This is a genomic window from Bradyrhizobium zhengyangense (assembly GCF_022012435.1).
GTDB classification, from domain to species: domain Bacteria; phylum Pseudomonadota; class Alphaproteobacteria; order Rhizobiales; family Xanthobacteraceae; genus Bradyrhizobium; species Bradyrhizobium zhengyangense.
The window spans coordinates 109,311-122,969 of record NZ_JAKLUA010000017.1; the positions used below are offsets into that span (position 1 = coordinate 109,311).

Sequence of the window (13,659 nt, forward strand, 5' to 3'; positions counted from 1 at the left end):
GGAGTATCCACCCCGCAATGGAAGGCCGCGAGGCTACTCCTTCTAACCATACCGGGATTTCGCGAGGCTGGCGGCGTGCTGCGCGTCCGGGACAGGAGAGGGGCGCGTGCTGCCACTCCATGCTCGCAATGACGTGTGGAGAGATTGGGCCCCGAACGAAAACGGGGCCCGAAAGGGCCCCGCAAAACTCATCGCTATCGCCGATCTTACTTGATCTTGGCTTCCTTGAACTCGACGTGCTTGCGCGCGACGGGATCGTACTTCTTCTTGACCAGCTTGTCGGTCATGGTGCGCGAATTCTTCTTGGCGACGTAGTAGAAGCCGGTGTCGGCCGAGGACACGAGCTTGACCTTGATGGTGACCGCTTTGGCCATGTTCTGAACCTCAGAAAATTGGGGAATCTGGAGCCGGCCAAACGGCCCGCGTTGGCCGGCAACCTAGCCAGAAACCGCCTGATGTCAAGGTTTTAGGGCTGGAAAACCACTCAAATCGGGCCCATTAGGCCTCGAAGAAGCGGTTTTTCGGCCGCGGAAGGCCCAGATTCTCCCTCAAAGTGGCGCCTTCATACTCTTTGCGGAAAATCCCGCGCTTCTGCAGCTCCGGGACGACCTTGTCGACGAAATCGTCGAGGCCGGCGGGCAGGAACGGGAACATGATGTTGAAGCCGTCGGAGCCGCGTCCGACCAGCCATTCCTCCATCTGGTCGGCGATGGTTTTCGCCGTGCCCACGAAGGACAGCCCGCCGTAACCGCCGACGCGCTGGGCGAGCTGGCGCACGGTGAGCTTGTCGCGCCGGGCGAGGTCGACCATGCGCTGGCGGCCGCTCTTGCTGGCGTTGGTCTCGGGGATGTCGGGCAGCTGTCCATCAGGATCGAAGCCGGAGGCATCGGTGCCGAGGATGACGGAGAGCGACGCGATGGCGCTGTCGTAGTGCACGCGGCTGTCGAGCAGCGCGCGCTTCTCCTTCGCCTCGTCGACGCTGTCTCCGACCACCACGAAGGCGCCGGGGAGAATCTTCAGGTGTTCGGGGTCGCGGCCGATCTTCTCCATGCGGCCCTTGATGTCGGCATAGAGCTTCTGTCCGTCGGCGAGGCTGCCGCCGCCGGTGAACACCGCCTCCGCGGTCTCGGCCGCGAGCTGCTTGCCGTCTTCGGAGGCGCCGGCCTGCACGATCAGCGGCCAGCCCTGCACGGGACGGGCGATGTTGAGCGGGCCGCGCACCTTCAGATATTTGCCCTGGTGGTCGAGCACGTGCATCTTTGCGGGATCGAAGAACAGCCCGCTCTCGACGTCGCGCACGAAGGCGTCGTCGGCGAAGGAATCCCAGAGGCCCGTGACGACGTCGTAGAACTCGCGGGCGCGCTTGTAGCGCTCGGCGTGCTCCATGTGGTCGTCGAGGCCGAAATTCAGCGCCGCATCCGGGTTGGAGGTGGTGACGATGTTCCAGCCGGCGCGGCCGCCGCTGAGATGGTCGAGCGAGGCGAAGCGGCGGGCGACGTGATAGGGCTCGTCGAAGGTGGTCGAGCCGGTCGCGATCAGGCCGATGCGCTCGGTGACGGCGGAGAGCGCCGAGAGCAGCGTGAACGGCTCGAACGAGGTGACGGTGTGGCTGCGCTTGAGCGCATTGACCGGCATGTTCAGCACGGCCAAATGATCGGCCATGAAGAAGGCGTCGAACTTGCCGGCCTCGAGCTTCTGGATCAGCTGCTTGATGTGACCGAAGTTGAAGTTAGCGTCGGGCCAGGCCCCGGGATAGCGCCAGGCGCCGGTGTGGATGCTGATCGGGCGCATGAACGCGCCAAGCTTGAGTTGCCGTTGTGCCATCGCGCCCTGGTCCGTTCTTGATGTCGTTCGCAAACACATAGGCACGCCGGGGAACTCCGCCATTGGGATGGCTAAGAAGAATTTTTTGTTTTTCGCGACACGCTCAGCACAATCGCGTCATTGAGGGCCATGAGGGGACGAGAGCGGGGCGGCTCTCGAACCAATCGGCCGGTCGATCCGACCAAGCCATGAACCGCAGGAAAGCATGACATGGCCAGCGCAATGACCGTAGACGGCAGCATCGTCCGGATCGACCGGCCGATGCCGTGGTTCGGCCGGCTGCTCTCGCTGCCGCTGCTGGCGGCCAGCGGCTATCTGCTCTGGAATGTCGCGCTCGGGCTGCGCCAGGATTTCTCCGGCTTCGGCCGGTTGGCCGACGATCTCGTGCCGGTGCTGGTGTTTTCGGGTCTCGGGCTGCTCGTCGGCATTCCCGGCCTGATCCTGCTGACCTTCCGCACCTTCGTCGTGCTCAACGAGGCGCTGCGCCAGATCGTCGTCACCAGGCAGTTCGGCCCGCTGAATTTTCGAAAGTCCCGTGATCTCGCCGATTATCACTTCATCAGCATCACCGACGACTATGATCCTCAACTGACCACCTACGACGTCAATCTCTGCGGCAACAAGGGCACCGAAGCGATTTCGCTGATGAGCTTCACCAAACGCGAGGACGCCAACCAGCTTGCTCAGGAGCTCGGGCGTGCCCTGAATTTGCCGGCGCGCGATTATGTCGGCACGGAGCCGGACGCGGATTGAAAGTCTTGTTTTGACGCGTTTTCTTCACGCGAACCGGTAGCCACTTCGCTTGAAAACGCTACGTCAAGACATCCTTCTGCATCTTGCCGCCGTAGAAGTGGAAGAACGGCACCGGCGCATCGTGACGCAGCGGGCCGGCGGCAAGACGCGTGTCGAGCTCGTTGAGGACATTCCGTGTCATGGGATGCAGATCGGCGAGCGGCTTTGAGCCGAGTTCGACCCAGACCAGTTCGACCAGCTCCGCATCCGCATGGATCACGCCCTCGACATGGTGGGTGATCGCGGAGGCATCTGCCGTGAAGAAGCGCGTGTCGAACCGCTTCACGCGGCCGGGCGGGGTGATCGCGCGCGCGATCAGGAACAGGCTGGAGGGATCGGGCAGGAGGCCAGCATCGGCGAACGGCTTCCAGGGGCCTTCGAGTTTTGCTTTGCCTTCATTCTTGCGGCCGAGGCAGAGGCCGGTCTCCTCGCAGGCTTCGCGGATCGCGGCAATCGCCAGCGATTTGGCGCGCGAGGCCGGCGTCTTCGGGCTGCCCTTGGCGAGATTGGCTTCGAGCTCGGCGGTGATGGGGGCAGCACACGGCACGCGGTGATCGTCCTTGTCGACGCGGCCGCCTGGGAAGACGAATTTGCCGGGCATGAACACCACCTTGTCGTGGCGCTTGCCGACCAACACCTTTGGAGTGCCGCCGCTGCGATCGACCAGGATCAGCGTCGCCGCATCCCGCGGGCGGAAATAGGGATGGTGATCGGCTTCCTTCTCCTCGTGGACTTTTGCCTTCTCGGTCGTCTGCGCCGTGTCGCTCATATCCTCACCCGGACTGTTCTTGCTTATTGTGCTTACACAGGCGGAATACCATCAGGCGGGTTCTCGTCAAACCCGTGCATGCGCAGAGCCCATTGCAAGCCGACCACAGCTCCCTTCACCGGCTGCAGCAGGGCGAGCGACGCAAAGAAGGTGAACGGCAGGTAGGCCACGAAGCTGAGCCAGACCGGCGTCGTGTAATTGGTCTCGATCCAGAGGATCGAGGGCACCACGATGTGGCCGACGATGACGATCACGAGATAGGCGGGCAGATCGTCGGCGCGGTGCGGCGTGAAGTCGAGGCCGCAAGCTGCACAATTGTCCGCCGTCTTGAGGAAGGCGCGGAACAGCTTTCCCTGGCCGCAGCGCGGGCAGCGGCCGCGAAAGCCGCGCTTCATCGCGGCCCAGAGATCGCGCTTCTCGATGAGGCCGGTCTCGCGCGTCCAGATTTTTGGCGCCGTGCTCATGGTCACCATGCCTTGCCCTTCTTGCCCTTGCTCTTGCCCTTGTTCTTACCCTTGCCCTTCTTGCCGGGCTTTGGCTTTGACGGCTTGCGTTTTTTATCCGGACTGCGGCCCGGATGCGCCTTGAACGAGGGACGGCGTTGCGGGCCGGGTCGCCTGCGATCGCGCGGGCTCGTCTCGCTTGAGGACGACAGCAACTCGAAACGCAGCGCGCCGGCGATGGGGGCCGCTTCGATCAGCCTGATGTCGACGACGTCGCCGAGCTGGTACATGGTACCGCTGCGCGTGCCGATCAGCGCGTGGCGGCTCTCGTCATAGTTGAAATATTCCGTGCCGAGGGATCGGATCGGGATCAGGCCGTCGGCGCCGGTCTCGCTCAGCTTGACGAACAGGCCGGCGCGGGTGACGCCGGAGACGCGGCCCTGGAAAGTCGAACCGATACGGTCGGCGAGGTGATGGGCGATCAGGCGGTCGACGGTCTCGCGCTCCGCCTTCATCGCACGCCGCTCGGTCAGCGAAATATGCGCGGCGACTTCGCCGAGCGATTCCGCGGTCTCGCTGTCGGGCAGGGCGCCTTCGCCCAGGCCCAATGCGCGGACCAGCGCGCGATGGACGACGAGGTCGGCATAGCGGCGGATCGGCGAGGTGAAATGCGCGTAGCGGCGCAAATTCAGGCCGAAATGCCCGTAATTCTCGGAGGAGTATTCCGCCTGCGCCTGGGCGCGGAGCACCACCTCGCTCACCAGCGGGAAGTGGTCGTGGCCCTCAAGCTGCGCCAGCACGCGGTTGAACAGGGCCGGGCGCAACGCGCCTGATTTGGCGAAGGGAACATCGAGCGTTTGCAAAAATTCCGAGAGTGCGTGGACTTTTTCGAGCGTCGGCTCGTCATGCACGCGGTAGATCAGCGGGAGCGATTTCTTCTCCAGCATCTCGGCCGCCGCGACATTGGCGAGGATCATGAACTCCTCGATCAGCTTGTGCGCATCGAGGCGCTCGGGCACGACGACGCGGTCGACCGTGCCGTCGCTCTTCAGCAGGATCTTGCGCTCGGGCAGATCGAGATTGAGCGGATCGCGCTCGTCACGGGCCCGCTTGACGCAGGCATAGGCTGCATAGAGCGGCCTCAGGATCGGATCGAGCAGGGGGCCGGTGGTGTCGTCAGGCCGTCCATCGATCGCGGCTTGTGCCTGCGCGTAGCTCAGCTTGGCGGCTGAGCGCATCAGGATGCGATGGAAGCTGTGCGAGCGCTTGCGGCCGTCGGGCGCAATGATCATCCGCACCGCGAGCGCGCCGCGCGGCTCGCCCGGCACCAGCGAGCAGAGATTGTTGGAGATGCGCTCGGGCAGCATCGGCACGACGCGGTCGGGGAAATAGACCGAGTTGCCACGGTCGAGCGCGGCGCGATCGAGCGCGGTGCCCGGCTGCACGTAGAAGCTCACATCCGCGATGGCGACGTCGACGATGAAGCCGCCCTTGTTGTTCGGATCGGGATCGGCCTGCGCGTGCACCGCGTCGTCGTGATCCTTGGCGTCAGGCGGATCGATGGTGACGAGCGGCACGTCGCGCCAGTCCTCGCGTCCCCTAAGGTTAGCCGGCTCCGCCGCTTCCGCCTCGCGCTCGGCGGCGGAGGAGAACTGCAAGGGGATGTCGTGGGCGTAGATCGCGATCAGGCTGATCGCCTTCTCCGACTTGACCGAACCGAGCTTCTCCTTGACCCGGCCCGAAGCCAGCCCAAAACTACGGGTGCGGACGATGTCGACGCTCACGAGGTCGCCGTCCTGCGCGCCGCGCGTGTCGGCGGCTGCGATGTTCAGCTCGCGGTCGGCGGACTTCTTGTCGACAGGGACCAGCCGTCCGCCACCTTCAGGCAGACTGCGGAAGACCCCGAGAATGCGGCTCTTGGTCTTGTCGAAGACCTTGATGATATGGCCGCGATAGGCCGGGCCTTCGTTCTCGTTGGTCGGCTCGACCCGCAGCAGTGCGCGGTCGCCGACGCCGGCGGCGGTACCCGGCTTCGGCCGGCGCGGCATCGTGATGAGGATCTTTGGCGGCTCGCCGCTCTCCACCTCGTCCCATTCGCTGGGGGAGGCGATCAGCTCGCCGTCAGAATCGCGGCCTGTGATGTCGGCGACCAGCGTCGTCGGCAGGCTGTCCGGCTCGGAGACGGTGTGGCGCTTCTTCTTGATGGTGCCGTCGTCGGCAAGCTCGCGCAAAATGCGCTTGAGCTCGATGCGATCGGCGTTCTTCAGGCCGAACTCGCGCGCGATGTCGCGGGTTCCGACCTTTCCTGGATGTGCCTTGATGAAGGCGACGATGGCTTGCCTGTCGGGAAAGCCATGGTCATTCTTGCGTTTCACTTAACCTCTAATTGGTGCCGGCACTCTTCTTGGCCGGAGCTTTGGCTGCGCCACCTGACTTGGTCGCCGAGGTCTTTGCCGTCGACGCCACGCCTGCGCGCGCCTTGCTGGTGGATTCGGTTTTGGTTTTGGCCGCGGTTTTCTTCGCGGCCGGTTTCTTTGGCTTCGGCGCGGTGTCGTCACCGTCCGCGGCCTTCTCTGCAGTCTTCTTGGCCTTGGCCGGCTTCGCAGCCTTCTTTGCCGTCTTGCTGGTTGTCTTGGCCTTGCCGCCGCCCTTGGCGGCGCGCTCGTCGATCAGTGCGATCGCCTGTGCCAGCGTCACCGTGTCCTTTTCGAACTCGGCCGGGATCGTCGCGTTGACGCCGCCCGCGGTGACATAGGCACCGTAGCGGCCGCTCTTCACGGTGACGGTGCCGAGCGAGGGGTGATCGCCGAGCGCCTTGCCGGGATCGGCGCCGAAGCGACGGCTCGGGCCCTTGGCAACCTTTTCCGCGATCAGCGTCACCGCGCGATTGAGGCCGATGTCAAAGACCTCGTCTCCGGCCTCAAGGCTGGCATAGGTCTTCTCGTGCTTCACGAACGGCCCGAAGCGGCCGAGGCCGGCCGTGATCGGTTGGCCGGTCTCGGGATGCTTGCCGATCTCGCGCGGCAGCGACAAGAGCTTGAGCGCAAGCTCGAGCTCGATATCGCTGGGCGATGTGCCCTTGGGGATGCCTGCGCGCTTCGGCTTCTCGCCTTCCTCATAATCCTTCTGCTCGCCGAGCTGGATGTAGGGGCCGAAGCGGCCGGCCTTGACCCAGACATCGCGACCCGTCTCCGGATCCTGGCCGAGCGAACGGTCGGCGGTGGTCTCGCTGTCGGCGGCGAGCTGGCGCGTGTAGCGGCACTCCGGATAGTTCGAGCAGCCGACGAAGGCGCCGAACTTGCCGGCCTTGAGATTGAGCCGGCCGTTGCCGCAGCTCGGGCACTGCCTGATGTCGCCGCCATCCGTGCGCGGCGGATAGATGTGCTGGCCCAGCATGTCGTCGAGCACGTCGAGCACCTGTGCGACGCGCAGATCCTTGATCTCGTCGACAGCGCCGATGAAGCCGGTCCAGAAATCCTTCAGCACCTGCTGCCAGGAGATCTCGTTGTTGGAGATGCGGTCGAGCTGCTCTTCGAGATTGGCCGTGAAATCGTATTCGACGTAGCGGCTGAAGAAGCTCTCCAGGAACGCCACCACGACGCGGCCCTTGTCCTCGCCGTGCAGGCGCTTCTTCTCCAGCTTGACGTAACCGCGGTCCTTCAGCACCTGGAGGATCGAGGCATAGGTCGAGGGCCGGCCGATGCCGAGCTCTTCCATGCGCTTGACCAGCGATGCTTCCGAGAAGCGCGGCGGCGGCTCGGTGAAATGCTGGGTGACGGAAAGCGACTGCCGCTTGAGTGCGTCGTTCGGGCTCATCGCGGGCAGGCGGCGGGAGTCCTCGTCTTCCTCGTCGTCGCGGCCTTCTTGATAGAGTGCCAGAAAGCCGTCGAACTTGACGACCTGGCCGGTGGCGCGCAGCTCCAGCGTGCGACCGCCGGCCTTCGCCGTGATGTCGACGGTGGTGCGCTCGAGTTCGGCCGATTCCATCTGGCTGGCGATAGTGCGCTTCCAGATCAGCTCATAGAGCCGCGCCTGATCGGCATCGAGCTTGCGGCTCATGCTGTCGGGGCGGCGGGAAAGATCGGTCGGGCGGATCGCTTCGTGCGCTTCCTGGGCGTTCTTGGCCTTGGCCTGATACTGGCGCGGTGCATCCGGGACGTAGGCGTTGCCATAGTCCTCGCCGATTACCTTGCGCGCCTGGGTGATCGCAGAGGGATCAATCTGCACGCCGTCGGTACGCATATAAGTAATGAGTCCGGTGGTCTCGCCGCCGATGTCGATGCCCTCATAAAGGCGCTGCGCGATGCGCATGGTGTGCGCCGGCGCAAAGCCGTATTTGCGGCTGGCTTCCTGCTGCAAGGTCGAGGTGGTGAAGGGGGCCTGCGGATTGCGGCGCGCCGGCTTGGCATCGACCGCGGTCACCGCGTAGGTCGCCAGTTCCAGCGCCTTCTTGAAGTCTTCGGCCTCAGCGCCGCTGCCGATGTCGAGGCGCTGGATCTTCTTGCCGTCGGCACCGACGAGGCGCGCCTCGAAGGCATCGCCGCGGGGCGTCAGCAGGGTCGCGATCAGCGACCAATATTCGCGCGGCACGAACTTCTCGATCTCGAGCTCGCGGTCGCAGACGAGGCGCAGCGCCACCGACTGCACACGGCCCGCCGAGCGGGCGCCCGGCAGCTTGCGCCACAGCACGGGAGAAAGGGTGAAGCCGACCAGATAGTCCAGCGCCCGGCGCGCCATATAGGCGTCGACCAGGGCGCCATCGATCTGGCGCGGGTTCTTCATCGCGTCGGTGACGGCCTGCTTGGTGATGGCGTTGAACACCACGCGCTCGATCTTCTGATCCTTCAGCGCGCGCTTCTCTTTCATCACCTCCAGCACATGCCAGGAGATGGCTTCGCCCTCGCGATCAGGGTCGGTCGCCAGAATCAGGCGGTCGGCACCCTTCAGGGACTTGGCGATATCGTTGAGCCGGCCGGCCGCCTTGGGGTCGACCTCCCAGATCATCTTGAAATTGGCGTCGGGATCGACGGAACCGTTCTTCGCAGGGAGGTCGCGGACATGGCCAAATGAGGCCAGAACCTCATAGGACGAGCCCAAATACTTGTTGATCGTCTTGGCTTTCGCCGGCGACTCCACAATGACGATATTCATGTAGTTCCAGTAACTTACGGGGAAATATTGGGCCGATTTCCTCTAGATTCGGGTCGGCCGTTTCGTCCCGAACATGGGTGGTGGGGCGGGTCCTGTCAAATCGAAGGGTGTTGAAAGCCCGCGGATTGGGAAAAGTTTCATATCGAGAAAGTTGCAAATTACCACCTTGGAGTTGCGGCCGCTATCGGCGTAATGTCCCCGCGGGGCATGGATTCGGGTGGGGCTGGTGGCAAAGCCAGAGAAGAAGCGGGCGCGCGCCGCGTCGGGCGCACAAGCAGTTTCGCGCAACGAGGAACCGGGCGAGGGCGGGGCTGATGAGGCGGTTGCCTTCATTGCCGAGCAGGTCGCCAGCTTGCGCAAGCTCGCCGAGCGCCACAAGCTGGACGTGCTCCATTATCTCCTGGGCATGACCAAGCTCGAGGCCGACGAGCATTTGCGGCTACGGAGCAAGCGGAAGCTGTCGTGAGGGTGGCTGTCACTCCACAACATTCGTCATTCCCCGCGAAGGCGGGGAATCCAGTATGCCGCAGCTTATCGGGGAATCACGACCGCCTCTGGAATACTGGATCGCCCGCCTTCGCGGGCGATGACATCGAGTGTTTGGTCACGGCTTTGCCACAGAGCGACTGGTACGATAGTTATCCCGCCGACCGCCGCCGCGGTGCCGGCCGCGGCTTCAGCGTGATGTCGGCGAGGCTGAGCAACCGTCCATCCTCGGCGTGCAGCTCGAGCTTCTTCACCGGACGGCCTTTGGCACGATCGATCATGATGGTGTCGATCTCCTCGGGCGCATCGTCGAACTCTTCGCTCCATTGCCGGAGCGCGACCAGGATTGGGAACAGGCCGCGTCCCTTCGGCGTCAGCAGATAATCCTGATAGGCGCTGCCGTCGGAGGCGGGGGCTGTTTCCAGAATGCCGTGGTCGACCATTGATCGCAGCCGCGCGGACAGGATGTTCTTGGCCACGCCCAGCTTGCTCTGAAACTCGCCGAAGCGACGCAAGCCGAGCATCGCATCGCGGATGATTATGAGTGACCACCAATCGCCGATCACCTCCAGCGATCGCGCGATCGGGCAGCCATCACCCTCAAAGCTCGTTCGTTTCACCATCGTCCTGGTCCTATCGCGTTCGCACGATGTTGGGGCGGATCACGCGGATGTGTGGTTGCATCATAAAACCATTCGGCCTAGATGGCAACATAGTTTCATTATGCAACCACTGGAGGCGAACATGAGGCTGACGAACAAGACGGCACTGATCACCGGCGGCAATAGCGGCATTGGCCTGGCAACGGCAAAGCTGTTCGTGGCCGAGGGCGCGAAGGTGATCATCACAGGGCGCAACAAGGAAACGTTGGAGGCGGCCGCAAGGGAACTCGGCCCGAACGCGATCGCGCTCGCTGCGGATGCGACCGACATCGCCGCGACCGAAGCTGCGATCAAGAAGGGCACCGACAAGTTCGGCAAGCTCGACATCTTGTTTGTAAATGCCGGCATCCCCGGCGGCACACCGCTCGGCTCGACGACGCGTGAGATGTTCGAGAAGGTGATCAGCACCAATCTCACCGGCGTGTTCTTCACGGTGCAATCGGCGCTGCCTTATCTCAACGACAACGCCTCGATCATCCTCAATGGATCGGTGATCTCAGTGCTCGGCAATCCCGGCTACTCCGCTTATGGCGCGGCGAAGGCGGGTGTGCGGGCGATGGCGCGGATCATGGCCTCGGAACTCTCGCCGCGCGGCATCCGCGTGAATGTCGTTGCGCCGGGTGCGATCCGCACGCCGATCTGGGGCGCCGCGATTGCAACGCCCGACGCGGAGAAGGCGTTCGAGAAGCGCATCGGGCTCGCGACGCCGCTCGGCCGCATTGGTGAACCCGATCACATCTCAAAGACGGTGCTGTTCCTCGCCTCCGACGATGCCGGGCACATTCAGGGACAGGAGATCTTCGTCGACGGCGGCGCGGTGGCCTCGCCGAGCGGTGCGCCGATCTATCGCTGATGATCAAGTGAAGTGAAAATTGAATCGGCTGGTGCGCCGAAAATGGTTGCGCCGGCCGGTTCCCGCGTCTTGCGAGATGTATTTTCTGAACCTTGCGTGATGCGTTGAACCTTCGCGTGCGCTGCCAAGACCTTTCTACGGGCAGGGGGTCATAAGACCCATTAAAGGGAGCCCGTTATGCCGAAAGCAGCACGCATTTTTGCTCCGATTTCAGACCCGCGTATTTACACTGAACGTTCCGCAGTTCCCGCCAGGCACTCCGACATGTCGGAATTCATTGGGGTTGCCATATTCTCGGGCATCGGCTTGCTCATGTCGCTCGTTGCCGTGATCCTCGGCGTGCAGGGCGCCTGGTTTTAGCTTTGTCGATCTTTCAGCCGCCGCCGGGGTCCGGCAGCGGCTGTCGTCGGCGCAGCCTTACGCCGCTCGCAAGGAGGTGGCCGCCTGGAGCGCGCCGGCCAACGCTTTCTCGCGATGGTCGGGGCCAACCTGGATTCCGTCAGCGACGATGAATTCGGGGTTGGTGATGCCCATGAACGCGAACACGCCGCGCAGATAGCTTTCGAGATGTTCGAGTGAGGCTGCCGGAGTGCCCGGACCGTAGTAGCCGCCACGCGAGATCGCCACGATCACGCGCTTGCCGCCGGCAAGGCCCTGCGGACCATTGGCGTCATATTTGAAGGTCTTCCCCGCCACCAGCACGCGATCGATCCAGGCCTTGAGCTGGCTTGGAATCGTAAAATTGTACATGGGCGCGCCGATCACGACGATTTCGGCCGCGAGGAACTCGTCCAGCACGGCCGCACTCGCCGCGAGGTCGGGTCCGAGTTCCGCCGGCGCCGGCGCGCCCTGGGCGGCCGCCAGATGCGATCCGGAGAGATGCGCGAGCGGGGTCTGGGTCAGGTCACGGTAGACGAGGTCGAGCGAGGGCGTCGCCTGTCTGAGCCGGTCGACGATGGCGGCAGAAACCTGCCTGGAGACGGAGTGGGGGCCGAGGACGCTGGAGTCGATATGGAGGAGTTTCATTGGGGTCACCCATGGTATAGATTTGTAACCCGCACTACATGAGTGACTGTCAAAACTCCCGCAAGAACGCACTTTTTTGAGCCATGGGCACATCTTTGGAACCGACACACATCGATTTTCCTGCCGAGCGGAGGCCGGATCCCAACCATTCCGACTGCCGCAGCGTCGCTTCGATCCTCGCGCGCGTCGGGGACAAATGGAGCGTGTTCGTCATCATGATGCTCAGCGACGGACCGAAGCGCTTCAATGAGCTCAAGCGCATGATCAACGGCATCTCGCAGCGGATGCTGACCTTGACGCTGCGCGGGCTCGAGCGCGACGGCCTCGTCACGCGCACGATCTTCCCGACCATTCCGCCGCGCGTCGACTACGAGCTGACCGATCTCGGCCGCGGATTGCAGCAACCGGTGAAGGCACTGGGCGAGTGGGCGATGACCCACCAGGACCAGATCGCGGCGGCAAGAACGCGGTTTGACGAGCGGAACGGCGGCTAGAGCAGCGACACAAGTCCGCCGCCGTGGCGCTCGAGCCGACCGGCGAGCTCGAGCTCCAGCAGCACCATGCGCACGATCGCGGGCGAGGCGCCGGACATCCGCACGATATCGTCGATCGAGATGGGGGCGGGGCCGAGCAGGCCGGTGATCTGATCGCGGTCATGTCCTTGCGGATCGCTCTCGAACGGTTCGCCGTCGGGCTCGCTCGCAGGCCTCATCAACGGCCGCTCCATGATCGGCTGAACCGCGTTGATGATGTCGGACGCTTCGGTGACGAGCGTTGCGCCCTGCTTGATCAGATCGTTGGTGCCGGCGGCGCGCGGATCGAGCGGCGAGCCGGGGACCGCGAACACCTCGCGGCCCTGTTCGGCGGCCATGCGCGCGGTGATCAGCGAGCCCGAGCGGTGCGCGGCTTCCACCACGACCACGCCAAGCGATGCGCCCGAGATCAGCCGGTTGCGGCGGGGGAAGTCGCGGGCGCGCGGCTCATGGCCGAGCGGCATTTCGGAGATCGCTGCGCCCGCGTGATCGAGGATCGCGCTGAGCAGATCGCCATGCTCTGGTGGATAGATGCAGTCGTGGCCGCCGGCGAGCACCGCGATGGTGCCGCTCTCGACGCTGGCGCGATGCGCCGCCTGGTCGACGCCGCGGGCAAGGCCGGAGATGACGATGAAGCCGGCTTCGCCAAGCTCGCGCGCGAGTTGCCCGGCGAATTTCAGGCCGGCGCCGGAGGCATTGCGCGAGCCGACGATCGCGATCATCGGACGCATCAGCGTTGCGACGTCGCCGCGTACGGCGAGCAATGGCGGGGCATCGTCGAGCGTCGCGAGCCGCGCCGGATATCCGTCCTCGCCCGGTGCGAGCCAGGCGATGCCGAACTTGCGGCTTGCGGCGAGCTCGGCCTTCGCATCATCCACGCTGCAGATGCGGCCGGATCGCTGTGCGCCGCCGCGGCGCGCCAGATCCGGCAGCCGCTCCAGCGCCGCACGCGCCGTGCCGAAATGTTCGACCAGTGACCGAAAGGTACGTGGCCCGACATTGTCCGTGCGGATCAGCCGCAGGCGGTCGATCCGCTCTTGCTCGGTCAGCTCGCTGCTCGGATTGATGGCGTCCACGGTGTCTCCTTGTAGAGGCAGCATGGAACAACCTGAAGGCGTGA

The 13,659-nt window shown here is 64.2% G+C and carries 14 protein-coding genes; 5 read left to right on the forward strand and 9 right to left on the reverse strand.

The window, feature by feature from the left end:
- Positions 1-206: 206 nt before the first annotated feature.
- Positions 207-374 (reverse strand): 50S ribosomal protein L33, encoded by a 168-nt coding sequence (gene rpmG, locus L6637_RS34140; protein WP_057756569.1) that lies wholly within the window; start codon positions 372-374, stop codon positions 207-209.
- A gap of 124 nt (positions 375-498) precedes the next feature.
- Complete coding sequence (locus L6637_RS34145; RefSeq protein ID WP_237873386.1) at positions 499-1,824, reverse strand: LLM class flavin-dependent oxidoreductase; 1,326 nt, start codon at positions 1,822-1,824, stop codon at positions 499-501.
- 210 nt (positions 1,825-2,034) lie between these two features.
- On the opposite strand from L6637_RS34145, the gene L6637_RS34150 reads away from it, so the two are divergent.
- Positions 2,035-2,577, forward strand: coding sequence for a hypothetical protein (locus L6637_RS34150; protein ID WP_237873388.1), 543 nt, complete (start codon positions 2,035-2,037; stop codon positions 2,575-2,577).
- A gap of 58 nt (positions 2,578-2,635) precedes the next feature.
- Here the strand turns inward: L6637_RS34150 and L6637_RS34155 are convergent, their stop codons facing one another.
- From L6637_RS34155 to topA, 4 genes are read right to left on the reverse strand one after another with little or no spacing between them, the layout of a single operon-like run.
- Positions 2,636-3,385, reverse strand: coding sequence for an NUDIX hydrolase (locus tag L6637_RS34155; RefSeq protein ID WP_237873390.1), 750 nt, complete (start codon positions 3,383-3,385; stop codon positions 2,636-2,638).
- A gap of 32 nt (positions 3,386-3,417) precedes the next feature.
- Positions 3,418-3,858 carry a DUF983 domain-containing protein gene (locus tag L6637_RS34160; protein ID WP_237873392.1) on the reverse strand — a complete coding sequence of 147 codons (441 nt, stop codon included), beginning with the start codon at positions 3,856-3,858 and terminating at the stop codon, positions 3,418-3,420.
- Positions 3,852-6,203 carry a ribonuclease R gene (gene rnr, locus L6637_RS34165; protein ID WP_237873394.1) on the reverse strand — a complete coding sequence of 784 codons (2,352 nt, stop codon included), beginning with the start codon at positions 6,201-6,203 and terminating at the stop codon, positions 3,852-3,854. Before rnr ends, L6637_RS34160 begins: the two co-directional genes overlap by 7 nt.
- A 7-nt stretch (positions 6,204-6,210) precedes the next feature.
- Positions 6,211-8,979, reverse strand: a complete 2,769-nt coding sequence (gene topA / locus L6637_RS34170) for a type I DNA topoisomerase (protein WP_237873396.1) — start codon at positions 8,977-8,979, stop codon at positions 6,211-6,213.
- A 226-nt stretch (positions 8,980-9,205) separates the two neighbouring features.
- Here topA and L6637_RS34175 point away from each other — a divergent pair, with 226 nt between their 5' ends.
- Positions 9,206-9,445 (forward strand): hypothetical protein, encoded by a 240-nt coding sequence (locus L6637_RS34175; protein ID WP_237861642.1) that lies wholly within the window; start codon positions 9,206-9,208, stop codon positions 9,443-9,445.
- A gap of 172 nt (positions 9,446-9,617) precedes the next feature.
- Here the strand turns inward: L6637_RS34175 and L6637_RS34180 are convergent, their stop codons facing one another.
- On the reverse strand, positions 9,618-10,088 hold the full coding sequence (locus tag L6637_RS34180; RefSeq protein ID WP_237861644.1) for a winged helix-turn-helix transcriptional regulator: 471 nt from the start codon (positions 10,086-10,088) through the stop codon (positions 9,618-9,620).
- 121 nt (positions 10,089-10,209) lie between these two features.
- Here L6637_RS34180 and L6637_RS34185 point away from each other — a divergent pair, with 121 nt between their 5' ends.
- Positions 10,210-10,980 carry an SDR family NAD(P)-dependent oxidoreductase gene (locus L6637_RS34185; protein ID WP_237873399.1) on the forward strand — a complete coding sequence of 257 codons (771 nt, stop codon included), beginning with the start codon at positions 10,210-10,212 and terminating at the stop codon, positions 10,978-10,980.
- 177 nt (positions 10,981-11,157) lie between these two features.
- Positions 11,158-11,340, forward strand: a complete 183-nt coding sequence (locus tag L6637_RS34190; RefSeq protein ID WP_237861646.1) for a hypothetical protein — start codon at positions 11,158-11,160, stop codon at positions 11,338-11,340.
- A gap of 57 nt (positions 11,341-11,397) precedes the next feature.
- Here the strand turns inward: L6637_RS34190 and L6637_RS34195 are convergent, their stop codons facing one another.
- Positions 11,398-12,006, reverse strand: coding sequence for an FMN-dependent NADH-azoreductase (locus L6637_RS34195; RefSeq protein WP_237873401.1), 609 nt, complete (start codon positions 12,004-12,006; stop codon positions 11,398-11,400).
- A gap of 83 nt (positions 12,007-12,089) precedes the next feature.
- Here L6637_RS34195 and L6637_RS34200 point away from each other — a divergent pair, with 83 nt between their 5' ends.
- Complete coding sequence (locus L6637_RS34200; protein WP_237861648.1) at positions 12,090-12,500, forward strand: winged helix-turn-helix transcriptional regulator; 411 nt, start codon at positions 12,090-12,092, stop codon at positions 12,498-12,500.
- Here the strand turns inward: L6637_RS34200 and dprA are convergent.
- Entirely contained in the window at positions 12,497-13,639 is a 1,143-nt protein-coding gene (gene dprA / locus L6637_RS34205) for a DNA-processing protein DprA (RefSeq protein WP_237873404.1), read from the reverse strand. The genes L6637_RS34200 and dprA overlap by 4 nt on opposite strands.
- Between the last annotated feature and the right edge of the window lie 20 nt (positions 13,640-13,659).